Origin of the sequence: Zhongshania sp. (assembly GCF_047636175.1) — a bacterium.
In the GTDB taxonomy this organism is placed as follows: domain Bacteria; phylum Pseudomonadota; class Gammaproteobacteria; order Pseudomonadales; family Spongiibacteraceae; genus Spongiibacter.
In genome coordinates this window covers 75,843-88,684 of record NZ_JBLIKC010000001.1, presented here as the reverse complement: position 1 = coordinate 88,684, position 12,842 = coordinate 75,843, and the positions used below count along the sequence as shown (strand labels likewise).

Genomic DNA, 12,842 nt, shown 5'->3' with positions numbered 1-12,842 from the left:
AGATGATGGAAAACGCTGTCTTTTTGGCTTTCATCTTAATGCTGTCTATATTTTTAGGCTTTGAGCTGATCAATAAAGTACCCGCAACCCTGCACACCCCGCTGATGTCTGGGTCAAACGCGATCTCCGGTATTACTCTGGTTGGCGCACTGACCTCGGCCGGCGCCGAACACGCCCTGCTTGCAACTATTCTTGGTACCGTGGCAGTCGCCATGGCAACCATCAATGTTATTGGTGGCTATATGGTCACTGACCGCATGCTAGCCATGTTTAAGAAAAAAGGGAGCGCTAAGTAATGGGTATTGAATTACTGGTCAACCTATCTTATGTGATAGCGGCCGCGCTGTTTATTTTTGGTCTTAAAATGCTGGGCTCTCCAGCGACTGCCCGTAAAGGTAACCTAATATCTGCACTGGGTATGTTTATCGCGGTAGTAGTTACTTTGCTCGATCAAAGTATTATTGACTACAAATATATCGTTGCTGGCATCGTTGTCGGTGGTTTAATCGGCGCAGTAATAGCACGCCGCGTTGAAATGACCGGCATGCCAGAAATGGTAGCGCTCTTTAACGGTTTTGGCGGTGTCGCGAGCTTATTCGTTGGTTGGGCCGCACTGTACGGCATGCAAGATCCCCACACCTTTGTATTGATCACCATTGTGCTATCGATCTTGATAGGTGGCGTGACCTTCTCTGGCAGCATGGTAGCTTGGGGTAAACTCAGCGAGCGAATCTCTGGTAAAGCCCTAGTATTTAGCGGCCAACGGATATTTAACATCCTGTTGATTATTGCCATTATCGCGGCTGCCGCGATGTTCACCATCAGCACTGGCCCAGCTACTTCCATCTACTTGTATTTGGTTATTGGTCTGTCGCTGCTCTTAGGTATCATGCTGGTTATTCCTATCGGCGGCGCCGATATGCCGGTAGTTATCTCGCTACTAAACAGCTACTCAGGCCTAGCCGCTTGCGCGGCGGGTATTGCGATCAATAATATCATCCTGATCGTAGCCGGCGCGCTGGTTGGTGCCAGCGGTATCATCCTGACTAAAATCATGTGCAAGGCGATGAATCGCTCGCTGAGTAACGTCTTATTTAGCGGCTTCAGCGCAGTCACTGCTACAGGCACTGCCGCTAAGATTGAAGGTGAAGCCAAGCCCATGACAGCAGAGGATGCCTACTATGTACTTGAAGCCGCTGCTAGCGTCGTGATTGTACCTGGTTACGGTATGGCAGTTGCACAAGCACAGCACGTAGTAAAAGAGCTACAAGAAATTCTGGAAAAGAATGGCGCGGAAGTGGTTTATGCCATTCACCCGGTGGCTGGCCGCATGCCAGGTCATATGAACGTACTGCTTGCAGAAGCCGACGTATCCTATGACTTACTACTTGAAATGGATGCGGTTAACCCGCGCATGGAAACCTTCGACGTGGCGATTGTTATCGGCGCCAACGACGTGGTTAACCCGGCCGCACGTGAAATGGAAGGCAGCCCAATTTACGGCATGCCAGTCATCAATGTGGATTTGGCACGCAATGTCTTCGTTTTGAAGCGCTCAATGGCGTCTGGCTTTGCCGGTATCGACAACCCATTGTTCTTCAAAGACAACACGCGGATGTTATTTGGTGATGCCAAAGAAATGCTGGGTAATATTGTTAAAGCGTTTAGCTAAGTTCCGCTTAGTGCTTAACAAAAAACGGGCTCTTAAGAGCCCGTTTTTTTTGCCTTAATAAACTGTATTAGCCCTTGCCTGCGCCACCACTCAACACTGGTAATAGCCGAGTTAATATATCCTTTAGCTGCAGTACATCGTCCTCCTCAACGGCTAACTTATCTAGCAAAGCCTCCGGAATACATTCACAGTCATCGCGCAAACTAAGCCCCGACTCGCTAAGATACAGCATAACAACGCGCTCATCGTCGACCCCTCTGCTGCGAATAATAAACCCCTGTTGCTCTAGGCGCTTCAAAAGTGGTGTCAAGGTATTGGTATTCAGCAAGGCCCGCTCGCTAACGACCTTAACCGCGCAAGGCGCACTCTCCCACAAAATCATCATGACAATATACTGTGGATACGTTAGCCCCAACGGCGTCAACTTATCCTGATACAAGCGGGTAATCATTCGCGACGCCGCATACAAGGGAAAGCACAGTTGATTATCTAAGCGAAGCTGCAGCGGAAGCGCGTCTGCCAGCCCATCACTCATACGGCTAAGGCCGCCTCGATATCTGCCACCAAACTCCCCGGCGTGGTTGTTGGCGCATAGCGCTTAATGGCCACACCATCTTTACCAATCAAAAACTTGGTGAAATTCCACTTCACAGTATTACTGATGGTACCTGGCGCCGCCTTTTTCAAATACGCAAACAAGGGGTGCGCATTTTTGCCATTCACATCAATTTTTTCCGTGATCGGAAAGCTAACCCCGTAGTTCATCAGGCAACTGCCTTCGATGGTATTCGCGTCACCAGGCTCTTGGTTCGCAAATTGATTACAGGGCGCACCCAATATCACCAAGCCCTTGTCTTGGTAGGTATCATACAAAGCCTGCAAGCCTTCATACTGAGGCGTCAGCCCGCATTTACTCGCGGTGTTAACCACCAGCACCACTTTGTCTTTATAGGCAGATAAGTCCAGCGGCTTACCCTGCAAGCTTGAAATTTCAAAATCGTATAATGTGGTCATATTGACTCCCCAGTAAATAATTTTATTGGCGCGGAGTAATTAACTCCCCAGCCAGTATTAAAGCAAAATTGTATATCGCACACAAGTATGTCGTGCGCGATATAAATCATTCCTCAAGCGCGGCGATTTTCTGCCGATAGGGTATATGATTACTTGTATAGATAACTGCGGACGCCCTCTCAAATATGGTTATTATCAACCCCAGTTTTGCCACCCAACCCGCGGCGGTTAACCGCCCGGCAGGGCCCGCGCCGGTACTAGCGATTGATCGCGTATTAACGGCGGTGGTCATTGGTCAGCGTGCCAATCACGTCTATGAGCTCGCATCAGGCGGCTTAAAAATGATGGCTGAAAGCCAGACTGCACTTCGCCAAGGCGAACAACTGCTACTCCAAGTTATCGGCAAAGATCAAAAGCAGCGCCCAAGACTACAAATACTAAAGCCCGAAATCGGCTTTATTCAGAACCAGCTCCGTGCCACATTGCCCCAACAACAGAATGTGAGCCAACTACTGGCGAATTTAGCCAAGCTCAGCAGCATGCCCGACCAACAGCTAGCGGCAATCGGTAAAGGATTTGTCGATGCCATCGCCGGCAGAGCTCAATCCAGCGATCCAGACGGGCTGCGCCAAGCTATATTACAAAGCGGACTCTTTCTAGAAAACCAACTCGCCAAAGGCCAAGCCCCAGCGGGTGATCTAAAACGCGCCTTACTTAAGCTTAGCCAGCAAATTAGCCAGCAACTCGCTAGTGATCCGAAAAATAGCGGCAGCGACTTTCCGCCAGCGAAGACTGAAGGCAAAAGCCCACCTCTAGCGAGAGAATACTCACCGCAATCACGGCTAAGTCCATCGTTAAATGGCGCGCATGCCACAACACCAAAGCTATCAAGCCAAAGTTACCCTCAAAGTCCTGTAACTAAGCCGAGCGGCACAGAGCTGCCCGGTGAACTGCGCCCCCAAAGTCGGCAGCTGCCAACACTGAGGCAAGCGGACTCTAATACAGACATTTTGCAGCAGGTGCTGCGGGATGTGCGAGGTACAATTGCGCGCCAAGAATCGCACCAATTACAGCACCTCCAGCAAAGTGATAAATCTCAAGCCCAATATATGATTGAACTGCCTGTGCGCAGCAATGATGGTATTGATGTCTGGCAGCTCCACTTTGGCAAGTTCGAGCAAAAACACAAGGATCAACAAAACCTCCAAGAACAAACCGCTGCTGAAAAACCGCAGCATAATTGGACAGTCACTTTAAGCTTCGACCTGCCGGGACTAGGCCCCATTAAGGCTCAGGTTACTCAAACACCCGATATCAATATACGCTTCAGTGCCGACAACAGTGCGACCACTGCGCTGATAGAATCTCAGCGCCACCAACTAGAGCAAAGCTTGGAATCCCAAGGGGTTAGCACGCAAAGTATTCAATGCAATAACGAATCTATCACCGTCGATTCCACTGCCCTTTATGCAAAGTCATTGTTGGATACTCAAGCATGAATCCGGAAGCAGGAGAAATCGCAGTTTCACTGCATTACGATGGTTACAATGCGCCAGTGGTGAGCGCTAAGGGGGAAGGCGAAACCGCTCGCCAGATACTCCAAATTGCGACCGAATACGATATACCGATTTATCAGAACAGCGAGTTAATACAGCTGCTATCGAGGGTAGAGCTAGATAATGAAATACCGAGGGAACTGTATATTGCTGTGGCCGAAATCATTGCCTTCGCCTACCGCTTAAACGATCAGCTTCCCAAAACATGGGAAGCTGAATGATGACGGGGTCTTAACGCGTCAATTTCCAAGTAAAGCGCACTTGCGCTAACGATGCCACCGCTATGCCGTTAGCCTGCCCAGGCTCAAACTGACAGCGGGATAGTGCTGATAAGGCACGGTAATCTAGACGACGCGTTCCGCTACTATCGACTATTTTGCCATCCGTCGGTTTGCCTTCTGAATCAACCAAAAATGACATTGTCACCGTACCCTGCTTACCAAAGCGCACAGCCTCATCTGGGTATGCAGGCCGCGCGCAGCTGCTCCAATCAATACTCGCCGGCACATCGAGCGCTACGGAGGTTTCACTAGCAGACTCAGCCTGTGAGGCCAGCTTAAGTCTTGCTGAGGCGTCTTTTTTCGCCGCCGCTGCCTCTTTCTCGCGAACTTTTGCCAAAGCCACTTGGCGCTCCTTCTCTGCGTTCAGCGCTCGCAGCTCAGCCACCTCGGCCGCTCGAGCCTCAGCCTCGGCCGAGGCCTCAGCCAGTGCGTCTGATTGTTGCTGCATGACCAGTAACTGAGCCTGCTGCCGCAAAGTTTGTTCACGCTCACTAAACTCACCATCCAAGCGACTCTGCCAAGCAGCAAGGACAGCCTGCTCTTCAGAGTATAGCTCTTCATCAGCCTGTACCGATGTCACCTTTGCCGGCGCATTTTTATCAGGAGTAATGACTGGCAACTCATCACCAGACAATAACCACGCCGCCAAGCCTGCAGCAGCGCAAACGCACAACAACGCTATTGCGACAACTGATTCGGCAGACTGCCCTGTACCCTGCTTACCACCCTCTGCGCCCACGGTTTTATTCATTTAAAAACTCTCCAACACTTACTCACGCCGTCAAACCGAATAAGCGCCCAATGCGCTGAAACATACCACGACGATCAGCTTCTGGTGGCGGTGGCGACGAGGCCGCTGCCGCAATACGCAGAGTCTGTGCTGGGTGCTTCTGCAGTATCTCAAACCGACGCATCGCTAAATTAACGCTGCCACGCAATAAGCCCTCGCTTATTGGCTTACTTAGAAAGCGATATATCTGTCCTCTATTGATGAGATCAATACCCTGCTCAGCATCTGATTTCGCCGTTAAAACTATTGCCACCAAACTGGGGTGGTGTTGGCGCAGCGCACTAAGCAAATCGGTGACCAGTTCACCGTCTACGGCTATCTCAGTGATGATCACCCCAATTTTATGACGCTCTAAAAGATTCAGACCTTCGTCTAAATTTGCTGCTGTATAGACTGAGCGGTCACGCCCCAAAACCCGCTGCAAGGTATTCCTAGTGGAGTCATCGTCGTCTAGTATTAAGGTGCCAACATCGTCGATACCGGGAACATGAACCCGAGCCGTTAAGTCTTCTTGAGGTGCCACTGCTTCTTTTACATAGTCGACAGTTGATGCCTTGACCGCGGCAGCAATGGTTGATCGCAAGTCGACGTTTGACCACGGTTTGTTAATAAAGCGGAAAATTTCACCGTCGTTAATAGCAGACAGTATGGCGCTCAAATCTGAGTAACCTGTCAATAAAACCCTGATCGCTCGCGGCCGAAGATCTTTGGCCTGACGCAAGACCTCTACACCAGTCATCTCCGGCATGCGCTGATCACTGACCACGACATCAATATCGTCCTGCCGCAGGATTTCCAGCGCATCCGCACCGCACGCCGCCGTCATTACCTCATAATCCCTTCTAAACAGGGCCTTTAGCGCAACAAGGATGCGGGGCTCATCGTCAACAAATAATATTCGCGCACGAGGCGCTTCAGCGGGGGTCTCAACGGTCGTATTCATACTCTATGCATCTCCAAGCAAGACCACGTCTTGCTCCGCCATGGTATCCGAATCTTTGCTCACGCCAGCCACAGGCAGCCGAATAAAGAACTCGGTGCCCTTCCCTAACGTGGACTCCACTCGTATTGTGCCGCCGTGATCTTCGATAATCCTAAATACAATAGACAAGCCAAGCCCAGTGCCCTTGCCGATCGGTTTGGTAGTAAAAAATGGTTCAAAAATATGGGCGCGAGTTTCATCGTCCATGCCACTGCCAGTATCGCTAATTTCCACCTCTACATTGTCACCATCTAGGCTGGTGCGAATGTAAATTTGGCCATTACCATCCATGGCCTGCGCAGCATTGGTAATAAGATTGAGAAAAACCTGATTTAATTGCGATGGCGCGCAACTGATCTGCGGCAATTCAGAAAACATCCGCGTTACTTTAACGCCGTCTTTAAGTTGGCTATTACAAATCTTAAGCGCCGTTTCAATACCGGCATTTAAATCAAAAAGCTGCGATTGCGAGCGGTCTACGCGGCTGAAGTCCTTCAGGCTCATCACCAACTCGGCAATCTGTTTTAATCCATACTCCGTGTCCGCGAGCAGCATATCAAATTCAGCGATACTCTCCGCATCCACACTGCCGTCCATGGCTTGCATTGATTCCCGAACAATCTCTACATTACTAGAGGCGTATCCAAGCGGGGTATTTATCTCATGCGCCACACCCGCAATCATCTGCCCGAGCGAGGCCATCTTTTCAGACTGAATCAACTGCCCTTGCTGCATTTTCAAGTCATCTAGGGCCTTGCTAAGCGCTTCCGTGCGTTTTTCAACAGTTTCCTCCAAATTCACGTTGGCATTTTGTAGCTCACTATTCAAACTATCCAATGCCGAGAAACTTGAGCGCAAGCGAACAGCAATCACGCCAAACGCTAGTAGCAAAGCGACCGCGTAGACCGCCAGTGTTTGTCGATAATTACGCGCGGTAGATTGTAAGTTATGAAAGTAATTTTCGTAGCTCGTCCGCAAATCATATACCGCGGCGCCCGTGGGCAAGGTATCAAATTGTTCAGTGAGCAGCTGCACTTGGTCTCCAGCGTCGCGTAGCGCATCTACCGTACTCAATAAATGTCGCAAAGCGCCCCGCTCATCATCACTATCAAGCTGCGCTTGAGCATCAGCAATATCGCGGTTCAGCTCATTGATATAAGCACCGTTGGTGGGTACTGATTGGATTCCATAAGTGGTCGCCTCTCGCAAAATAGACATAACGTTCTCACGTAGCTCGTCAGATGCATTTACCGAGGGCACATTCAAAAAAGAAATACCGGCAAGCCGCAACACCGAAAATTGCTGCGCCAATCCTAGCAATTCCCCCGAATAATCATTTAACAGATTCAGCTTTGCCGCCGTATCGCTATTGTATTTTGCCAGCGCTGCCTCTATGGGCTGAGACAATCCGGCTAACGTAGCTTGACCGCTATTGATAGCCTCTTGGCTTATCGTAAAGCGATCCCGCGCCAACTCCAATTGCTGCGTGCCGGCGTCAAGCGACAGACGTCCGCGCGCTATTTGCTGATTCAGATCGGCATCAGCTTTTGCCGCGGCATCCAACTGTTCAAGCCGGATGACATGCAAGCCGGTTTCGATTGGGTTCCGCAAGGTTTTCCACAATAAAAATGAAATCAAGATCAAAGCCAGGGCAACCGCTAACAAAGCAATAAACCGCTGAACCGAAAAACCCCGTGAAACGCGCGCAGACACACCCAGTTGAACCATAAAATTCTTCTTATTTTTGTATTGCTTCATCTAACTTACAAAACAACTTTGCGAGACAGTTGATTGTAGCTTGACGTAATAAATCAGCAATACGTTGAGGTTAGCACCCAAAATACTTTTCGAATTTATACGTTAAGAAGAGTAAAAGTTGCCAGCGCAAATGTCTAGCACTAACACAATATCACCGGGGGCAATATAGGTGATTTTATATACATTTAACACGCAAAAGCAAAGCTAAGTAGAGCTAAACTCAAGAGCCGTTGACCATAAATAGCGCCCATTAGCACAGAGCCATGCAATGTGATTCGCAAAATACAAGTCACTTTATCATTTCGCAAATGAGAGGCAGATAAAATAAATTATCACTTAAAAACAACAACTTAAATATAAACCGAAGGGCCCGACGCTTTTGATTATGATTTCTCAGCCCCAATACCACTGAGACCACTTTAATTTAAATTAAAGTGGTCTTTTATTACATTCCTAGATTATCGAAGTGAGTAACAGCAACCACCAAACCAACAACGCCACTTGCACCAAAAAGGCAGGAAAGCGAACTAAGAAAATCATTAGGTGGTGAACTGAAATAAGGTGCGACACCGACTGTAGTGCGCGCGCGCCTACGTACACCATTGCCATGCCGTCAGTGACTGCCGTTTGGTCCGTCACTTGGGCAAGCAGCATAATACCAATAAACAAGGGCGCCGTTTCCAAACTATTGCTGAGTGCGTCGGAAATTCGTTTGAATAGCGGGCCATCTTGTATGTCACCGCCGCGTGTCCACGCGTCAGCCTTGCGCTGAGCGCTCATCACCATAAAGCCACGATACGCAATAACAGCAAGCAACAACAGCAATACCCAGCCAATATACGCAGCCATCGCCACAAGGGATGTAGTCATCTTATTCTCTCCAAAAGTCAGTAAAAATGCGACAAAGCGCATTAAGTTTTTTATTAAAATCACCTTAGTTTAGGCGCGCTCACTATCTCAGATAAGATGCAAAAAAACAAAAGTAGCTGCTAGCATTAGCATCTTAAAGCCAACAGAGGCCCTATTTTCAAATCTGATCGCCCCTACATGAATACTGCTTAAATTTACGAATTGCCGATAGATCTAGGAATAAACACTTTAGTGTTTTACGCCATCTTCAGTAGCCAACATCGGCAGACCTTTTAGGGTGTTTGAAGTGCCTTAGCCACACGCAGATCAGAATTCGATATTCAACCAGTCGCACACCGCGGCCCGGTCGCCACGAAAAACGATAAGATCGCTGCGCGAGCGCAGCTGGTAGTCATACATGGGATCGTAATAGTCCACCAACAAGCGCTCTATCCAGCCACGATGCTTTTCGGGATCGCCCTTTCTGTGAGCGTTGAGGGCCTGTTCCAACAAGTTACTTATCTCACCATAAACCACACCGCCAAGTCGCTTGCGTACTCGGAAAAGTGCCTGAGTCAGGTCCTCGGCGAAGGTATCGAAAGCATATGCCTCCCCCAGTTGCTGCTGCCACTCCGCCAACTTATTAAGGATGTAGTTGCGGTGACTATGCTCGACGCGCTCTTCCAGCGAGGCCTCAAGCACCACTATAGAGCTGCGCTTCATGGCGGCCATCAATGCCGGAGGCAAGACGCAACGTCCCAGTAGGCGCCCCTCATCTTCAAACAGCATCGGCTGCCCCGTCTGCGCCGCTTGCCGCTCAGCTTTGAGCATGGAGATAGCCAACGCATTCTCAAAATTAAGTTGGCTTGGCTGACCATCGGCGCGTCGCCCAAAACTAGAACCGAGATGATTTGCCAGGCCCTCTAAATCAGCCGCCCGGCCCGACCCCTCGATCAATGCCGTTTTATTACAACCGGTGCGACCGCCCAGCAACAGCAGTGGATGCTGGCTACAAATGCGCTCGAATTCGTCGATCAAAAAGCGGCGCATGGCCTTATAACCGCCGTCGACACGCGGATAATCACAATCCGCTTCGGTCATCCACTGCTCGCAGATTTGACTGCGCAAGCCGCCGCGCCAGCAATATAAATACCCCTGAGGATTACGCCGAGCAAATTCAATCCATGCCGCGACGCGCTGCTCCTTTACCCCGCCGCAAACCAGTGAGTGCCCCAATTCGATGGCCGCTTGCTGGCCATGCTGTTTATAGCAGACACCTACTTTGGCGCGCTCGTCATTTGTCATCAGCGGCAAGCTGACGCTGCTAGGAAAAGCCCCTTTCTCAAATTCGATGGGAGCACGAGTGTCAATCAAAGGGATATCGTTAAGGAAAATAGAACGAAACAGCGCCATATTTGAGCTAGTGTCGATTAGGCCTGCACTCACAGTGGCGCCTCTCCACTCACCCGAATCAAGGCTTCGCCACTCTGCGCTTGCAGCTCGCCGATGCAGGCGGCGTAAAGCCCCCGCTCCAGCAATAGGTTCTCTAATACCTTAGCTTGATCTGGCCTTACCGCGATTAGCAGACCACCACTGGTTTGGGGGTCACACAACAAGTTCTGCAATCGCTCGGTCATCGGCGCCAATTTGTGCCCGTAACTATCCAGATTTCGGCCAGTACCGCCCGGCACACAGCCCCGCGCCAGATAATCGAGCGCTTCAGGAATCATCGGCACTGCACTGGCGTCTATCACCGCTTGCACATTACTGCCTTCACACACCTCCAGGAGGTGCCCCATCAGACCAAAGCCAGTGACATCGGTGATCGCATTTACACCCTCTAATTTTGCCGCTGGAACGCCGACGCTATTTAGCTCGCACATAATATCTCTGGCTAAATGGGTATGCTCCGGCAGCAGCTTTTTCTGCTTTTGCGCCGTAGTGAGAATACCAATGCCCAATGGCTTGGTCAGATAAAGTTTGTCACCAATCTGTGCGAGATTATTCTGCTTTAGCTGACCGCGCTGAACGAGCCCGGTCACAGCCAAGCCAAACATCGGTTCGGGAGCATCAATACTATGGCCGCCGGCCAATGGAATACCGGCATCAGCACAAGCGCGACGCCCGCCCTCAACCACCTGCTGCGCCACTTCAGGTGACAACACATTGATCGGCCAACCCAGAATCGCAATCGCCATGAGCGGCTGACCACCCATGGCATAAATATCGCTGATCGCATTAGTAGCCGCAATACGCCCGAAATCGAAGGGGTCATCCACTATCGGCATAAAAAAATCAGTGGTGCTGAGAATCACCTGGCCATTACCCAAGTCAAAGGCCGCAGCGTCATCCTTACTGCTATTACCGACCAATAGCTGCGGAAAATCAGGCAGTTCAAGCCGCGACACCAAAATTTTATCCAGCACCTTAGGCGAAATTTTACAGCCACAGCCGGCGCCGTGACTGTACTCGGTTAGGCGAATAGAGGATTCAGTCATGCGCAGGGCTCCAAGGGTAAATAGGATTGAAATGATACGGGCAACAGGGCGCTTTGTCAGTGTGTGATTTAGTGATGACTCGAGGGAGTTTGCACAGCACGCCAGACTGCTCATCGCTTAGTGGTATAAGTTGACCTAGCTCAACGCGACTCAGGAGGAAGCTGATTTAATCAATAGTCAAAACAAGGAGAGATTAATGGATGAGCGGATTTATAAAAAAATGGCAGGCACCTCGGCAGTAGTCGTCCCGGCAGATTTATCCGGTCCCGCCCCGATTGAGCGCGACGGTTTGGCATGGACCTAGCTCAGCATGCCTTCCAGCAGACAAGTGCTGAAGTGGAAGCCGCCCTTTGATAGCGCCATAGCATTGAAAGGGTTAGAGGATTACAAGCCGCCCGCTGCAGGTGATGCCCGCTACGTTGCCAACCTAGGTATCGCCTTGGTCTATATTCGCAAAATTCGAGGCTGGGTAGCAATAAGTCATTTTGCTTAAGCCTCAACTCTGGCGCAGGCTATTAATAATAGTGGCTAGAATAACCAAGCGTAGATAGCGCCGGCCTCTAACAAACAGCGCCTACGCTTAAAGCTTCGGGAATTAATAAGATTTTTGTATTTATTTTATTGCGAAGCCACAAACAAAAACAGCGACCATAATAGGCCGCTGTTTTTATTAAATATTTGGTCGGAACGGCAGGATTCGAACCTGCGACCCCTACACCCCCAGTGTAGTGCGCTACCAGACTGCGCTACGCCCCGATTTTAGGGGGAGCATCATACCCCAAGATCTTAGTTGAGTGAACTATCTTTTCAGTAGTTTCAGGACGCCATCAAGTTCGCCGAGCATTTGTCGAATCACTTGGCGAGCTTGCGAAGACTCATCTTTGGCGATCTCGCCAGACATACGCTGTCGAGCGCCACCAATGGTGTAGCCCTCTTCGTAGAGTAGGCTGCGAATCTGCCTAATCATCAGCACATCTTGATGCTGGTAATAGCGTCTATTACCGCGACGCTTAACCGGAGTTAGGTGAGGAAACTCCTGTTCCCAATAGCGTAGAACATGAGATTTAACACAGCATAACTCGCTTACTTCACCAATTGTGAAGTAACGTTTTCCCGGTATGGGGGGCAATTCATCGTTATGACTTGGTTCCAGCATAGTCCTCTACCCTGGATTTCAGTTTTTGTCCGGGGCGGAACGTCACTACACGACGCGCAGAGATAGGAATCTCCTCGCCTGTCTTGGGGTTACGTCCGGGACGCTGACTCTTATCCCTAAGATCAAAATTTCCGAAGCCAGATATTTTAACCTGTTCGTTGTTTTCTAAGCAGTGACGAATTTGTTCAAAAAATAATTCGACCAGCTCCTTGGCCTCACGCTTGTTAAAGCCCAGCTCTTCGTATAATCGTTCAGCCATCTCTGCTTTCGTGAGGGACGTCATCAC

Annotated in this window: 15 protein-coding genes and 1 tRNA gene; 5 read left to right on the top strand and 11 right to left on the bottom strand. The window is 49.9% G+C overall.

Annotated elements, in window-relative coordinates; genetic code table 11:
* Positions 1-5 precede the first annotated feature (5 nt).
* Both ACI955_RS00420 and ACI955_RS00415 read left to right on the top strand, forming a co-directional pair.
* A complete protein-coding gene (locus tag ACI955_RS00420; protein WP_415241757.1) occupies positions 6-296 on the top strand; it encodes an NAD(P) transhydrogenase subunit alpha in 291 nt (96 codons plus the stop codon).
* A complete protein-coding gene (locus ACI955_RS00415) occupies positions 296-1,672 on the top strand; it encodes an NAD(P)(+) transhydrogenase (Re/Si-specific) subunit beta (RefSeq protein WP_415241756.1) in 1,377 nt (458 codons plus the stop codon). The genes ACI955_RS00420 and ACI955_RS00415 overlap by 1 nt, the downstream gene beginning before the upstream one ends.
* 67 nt (positions 1,673-1,739) lie before the next feature.
* Here ACI955_RS00415 and ACI955_RS00410 read toward each other — a convergent pair whose 3' ends face one another.
* Both ACI955_RS00410 and ACI955_RS00405 read right to left on the bottom strand, forming a co-directional pair.
* Complete coding sequence (locus tag ACI955_RS00410; RefSeq protein WP_415241755.1) at positions 1,740-2,207, bottom strand: MarR family winged helix-turn-helix transcriptional regulator; 468 nt, start codon at positions 2,205-2,207, stop codon at positions 1,740-1,742.
* The gene (locus ACI955_RS00405) at positions 2,204-2,686 is read right to left on the bottom strand and encodes a glutathione peroxidase (protein WP_415241754.1); all 483 of its coding nucleotides are present in this window, start codon (positions 2,684-2,686) and stop codon (positions 2,204-2,206) included. Before ACI955_RS00405 ends, ACI955_RS00410 begins: the two co-directional genes overlap by 4 nt.
* A gap of 185 nt (positions 2,687-2,871) precedes the next feature.
* On the opposite strand from ACI955_RS00405, the gene ACI955_RS00400 reads away from it, so the two are divergent.
* Together ACI955_RS00400 and ACI955_RS00395 are read left to right on the top strand one after the other, a co-directional pair.
* Complete coding sequence (locus tag ACI955_RS00400) at positions 2,872-4,185, top strand: flagellar hook-length control protein FliK (RefSeq protein WP_415241753.1); 1,314 nt, start codon at positions 2,872-2,874, stop codon at positions 4,183-4,185.
* Positions 4,182-4,463, top strand: a complete 282-nt coding sequence (locus ACI955_RS00395; RefSeq protein ID WP_415241752.1) for an EscU/YscU/HrcU family type III secretion system export apparatus switch protein — start codon at positions 4,182-4,184, stop codon at positions 4,461-4,463. Before ACI955_RS00400 ends, ACI955_RS00395 begins: the two co-directional genes overlap by 4 nt.
* 10 nt (positions 4,464-4,473) lie before the next feature.
* On the opposite strand, the gene ACI955_RS00390 is transcribed toward ACI955_RS00395, so the two are convergent.
* The 6 genes from ACI955_RS00390 to selD form a co-directional block, all read right to left on the bottom strand.
* Positions 4,474-5,274 (bottom strand): energy transducer TonB, encoded by an 801-nt coding sequence (locus tag ACI955_RS00390; RefSeq protein WP_415241751.1) that lies wholly within the window; start codon positions 5,272-5,274, stop codon positions 4,474-4,476.
* 22 nt (positions 5,275-5,296) lie between these two features.
* Positions 5,297-6,256: a response regulator gene (locus tag ACI955_RS00385; protein WP_415241750.1), complete on the bottom strand. Its 960-nt coding sequence runs from the start codon at positions 6,254-6,256 to the stop codon at positions 5,297-5,299.
* Positions 6,257-6,259: 3 nt separating this feature from the next.
* Positions 6,260-8,023, bottom strand: a complete 1,764-nt coding sequence (locus ACI955_RS00380; protein WP_415241749.1) for an ATP-binding protein — start codon at positions 8,021-8,023, stop codon at positions 6,260-6,262.
* 483 nt (positions 8,024-8,506) lie between these two features.
* Complete coding sequence (locus tag ACI955_RS00375; RefSeq protein WP_415241748.1) at positions 8,507-8,923, bottom strand: MAPEG family protein; 417 nt, start codon at positions 8,921-8,923, stop codon at positions 8,507-8,509.
* A 306-nt stretch (positions 8,924-9,229) separates the two neighbouring features.
* Entirely contained in the window at positions 9,230-10,348 is a 1,119-nt protein-coding gene (gene mnmH, locus ACI955_RS00370; RefSeq protein ID WP_415241747.1) for a tRNA 2-selenouridine(34) synthase MnmH, read from the bottom strand.
* Complete coding sequence (selD, locus tag ACI955_RS00365; protein ID WP_415241746.1) at positions 10,345-11,400, bottom strand: selenide, water dikinase SelD; 1,056 nt, start codon at positions 11,398-11,400, stop codon at positions 10,345-10,347. The genes mnmH and selD overlap by 4 nt, the downstream gene beginning before the upstream one ends.
* Before the next feature lie 310 nt (positions 11,401-11,710).
* Between selD and ACI955_RS00360 the strand changes: the two genes are divergently transcribed.
* Positions 11,711-11,893 (top strand): hypothetical protein, encoded by a 183-nt coding sequence (locus tag ACI955_RS00360; protein WP_415241745.1) that lies wholly within the window; start codon positions 11,711-11,713, stop codon positions 11,891-11,893.
* A gap of 186 nt (positions 11,894-12,079) precedes the next feature.
* Here the strand turns inward: ACI955_RS00360 and ACI955_RS00355 are convergent.
* The 3 genes from ACI955_RS00355 to ihfA form a co-directional block, all read right to left on the bottom strand.
* Positions 12,080-12,156: transfer RNA gene (locus ACI955_RS00355), tRNA-Pro, on the bottom strand.
* 43 nt (positions 12,157-12,199) lie between these two features.
* Positions 12,200-12,556: a MerR family transcriptional regulator gene (locus tag ACI955_RS00350; RefSeq protein ID WP_415241744.1), complete on the bottom strand. Its 357-nt coding sequence runs from the start codon at positions 12,554-12,556 to the stop codon at positions 12,200-12,202.
* Complete coding sequence (gene ihfA / locus ACI955_RS00345; protein ID WP_103685879.1) at positions 12,537-12,839, bottom strand: integration host factor subunit alpha; 303 nt, start codon at positions 12,837-12,839, stop codon at positions 12,537-12,539. The genes ACI955_RS00350 and ihfA overlap by 20 nt, the downstream gene beginning before the upstream one ends.
* Between the last annotated feature and the right edge of the window lie 3 nt (positions 12,840-12,842).

Coding starts and splice junctions, on each gene's coding strand:
- selD (WP_415241746.1), bottom strand. CDS start 11,400: ATGACTGAATCCTCTATTCGCCTAACCGAGTACAGTCACGGCGCCGGC.
- ACI955_RS00405 (WP_415241754.1), bottom strand. CDS start 2,686: ATGACCACATTATACGATTTTGAAATTTCAAGCTTGCAGGGTAAGCCG.
- ACI955_RS00350 (WP_415241744.1), bottom strand. CDS start 12,556: ATGCTGGAACCAAGTCATAACGATGAATTGCCCCCCATACCGGGAAAA.
- ACI955_RS00410 (WP_415241755.1), bottom strand. CDS start 2,207: ATGAGTGATGGGCTGGCAGACGCGCTTCCGCTGCAGCTTCGCTTAGAT.
- ACI955_RS00360 (WP_415241745.1), top strand. CDS start 11,711: ATGCCTTCCAGCAGACAAGTGCTGAAGTGGAAGCCGCCCTTTGATAGC.
- ACI955_RS00380 (WP_415241749.1), bottom strand. CDS start 8,023: ATGGTTCAACTGGGTGTGTCTGCGCGCGTTTCACGGGGTTTTTCGGTT.
- ACI955_RS00375 (WP_415241748.1), bottom strand. CDS start 8,923: ATGACTACATCCCTTGTGGCGATGGCTGCGTATATTGGCTGGGTATTG.
- ACI955_RS00385 (WP_415241750.1), bottom strand. CDS start 6,256: ATGAATACGACCGTTGAGACCCCCGCTGAAGCGCCTCGTGCGCGAATA.
- ACI955_RS00395 (WP_415241752.1), top strand. CDS start 4,182: ATGAATCCGGAAGCAGGAGAAATCGCAGTTTCACTGCATTACGATGGT.
- ACI955_RS00390 (WP_415241751.1), bottom strand. CDS start 5,274: ATGAATAAAACCGTGGGCGCAGAGGGTGGTAAGCAGGGTACAGGGCAG.
- ACI955_RS00420 (WP_415241757.1), top strand. CDS start 6: ATGGAAAACGCTGTCTTTTTGGCTTTCATCTTAATGCTGTCTATATTT.
- ACI955_RS00415 (WP_415241756.1), top strand. CDS start 296: ATGGGTATTGAATTACTGGTCAACCTATCTTATGTGATAGCGGCCGCG.
- ACI955_RS00400 (WP_415241753.1), top strand. CDS start 2,872: ATGGTTATTATCAACCCCAGTTTTGCCACCCAACCCGCGGCGGTTAAC.
- ihfA (WP_103685879.1), bottom strand. CDS start 12,839: ATGACGTCCCTCACGAAAGCAGAGATGGCTGAACGATTATACGAAGAG.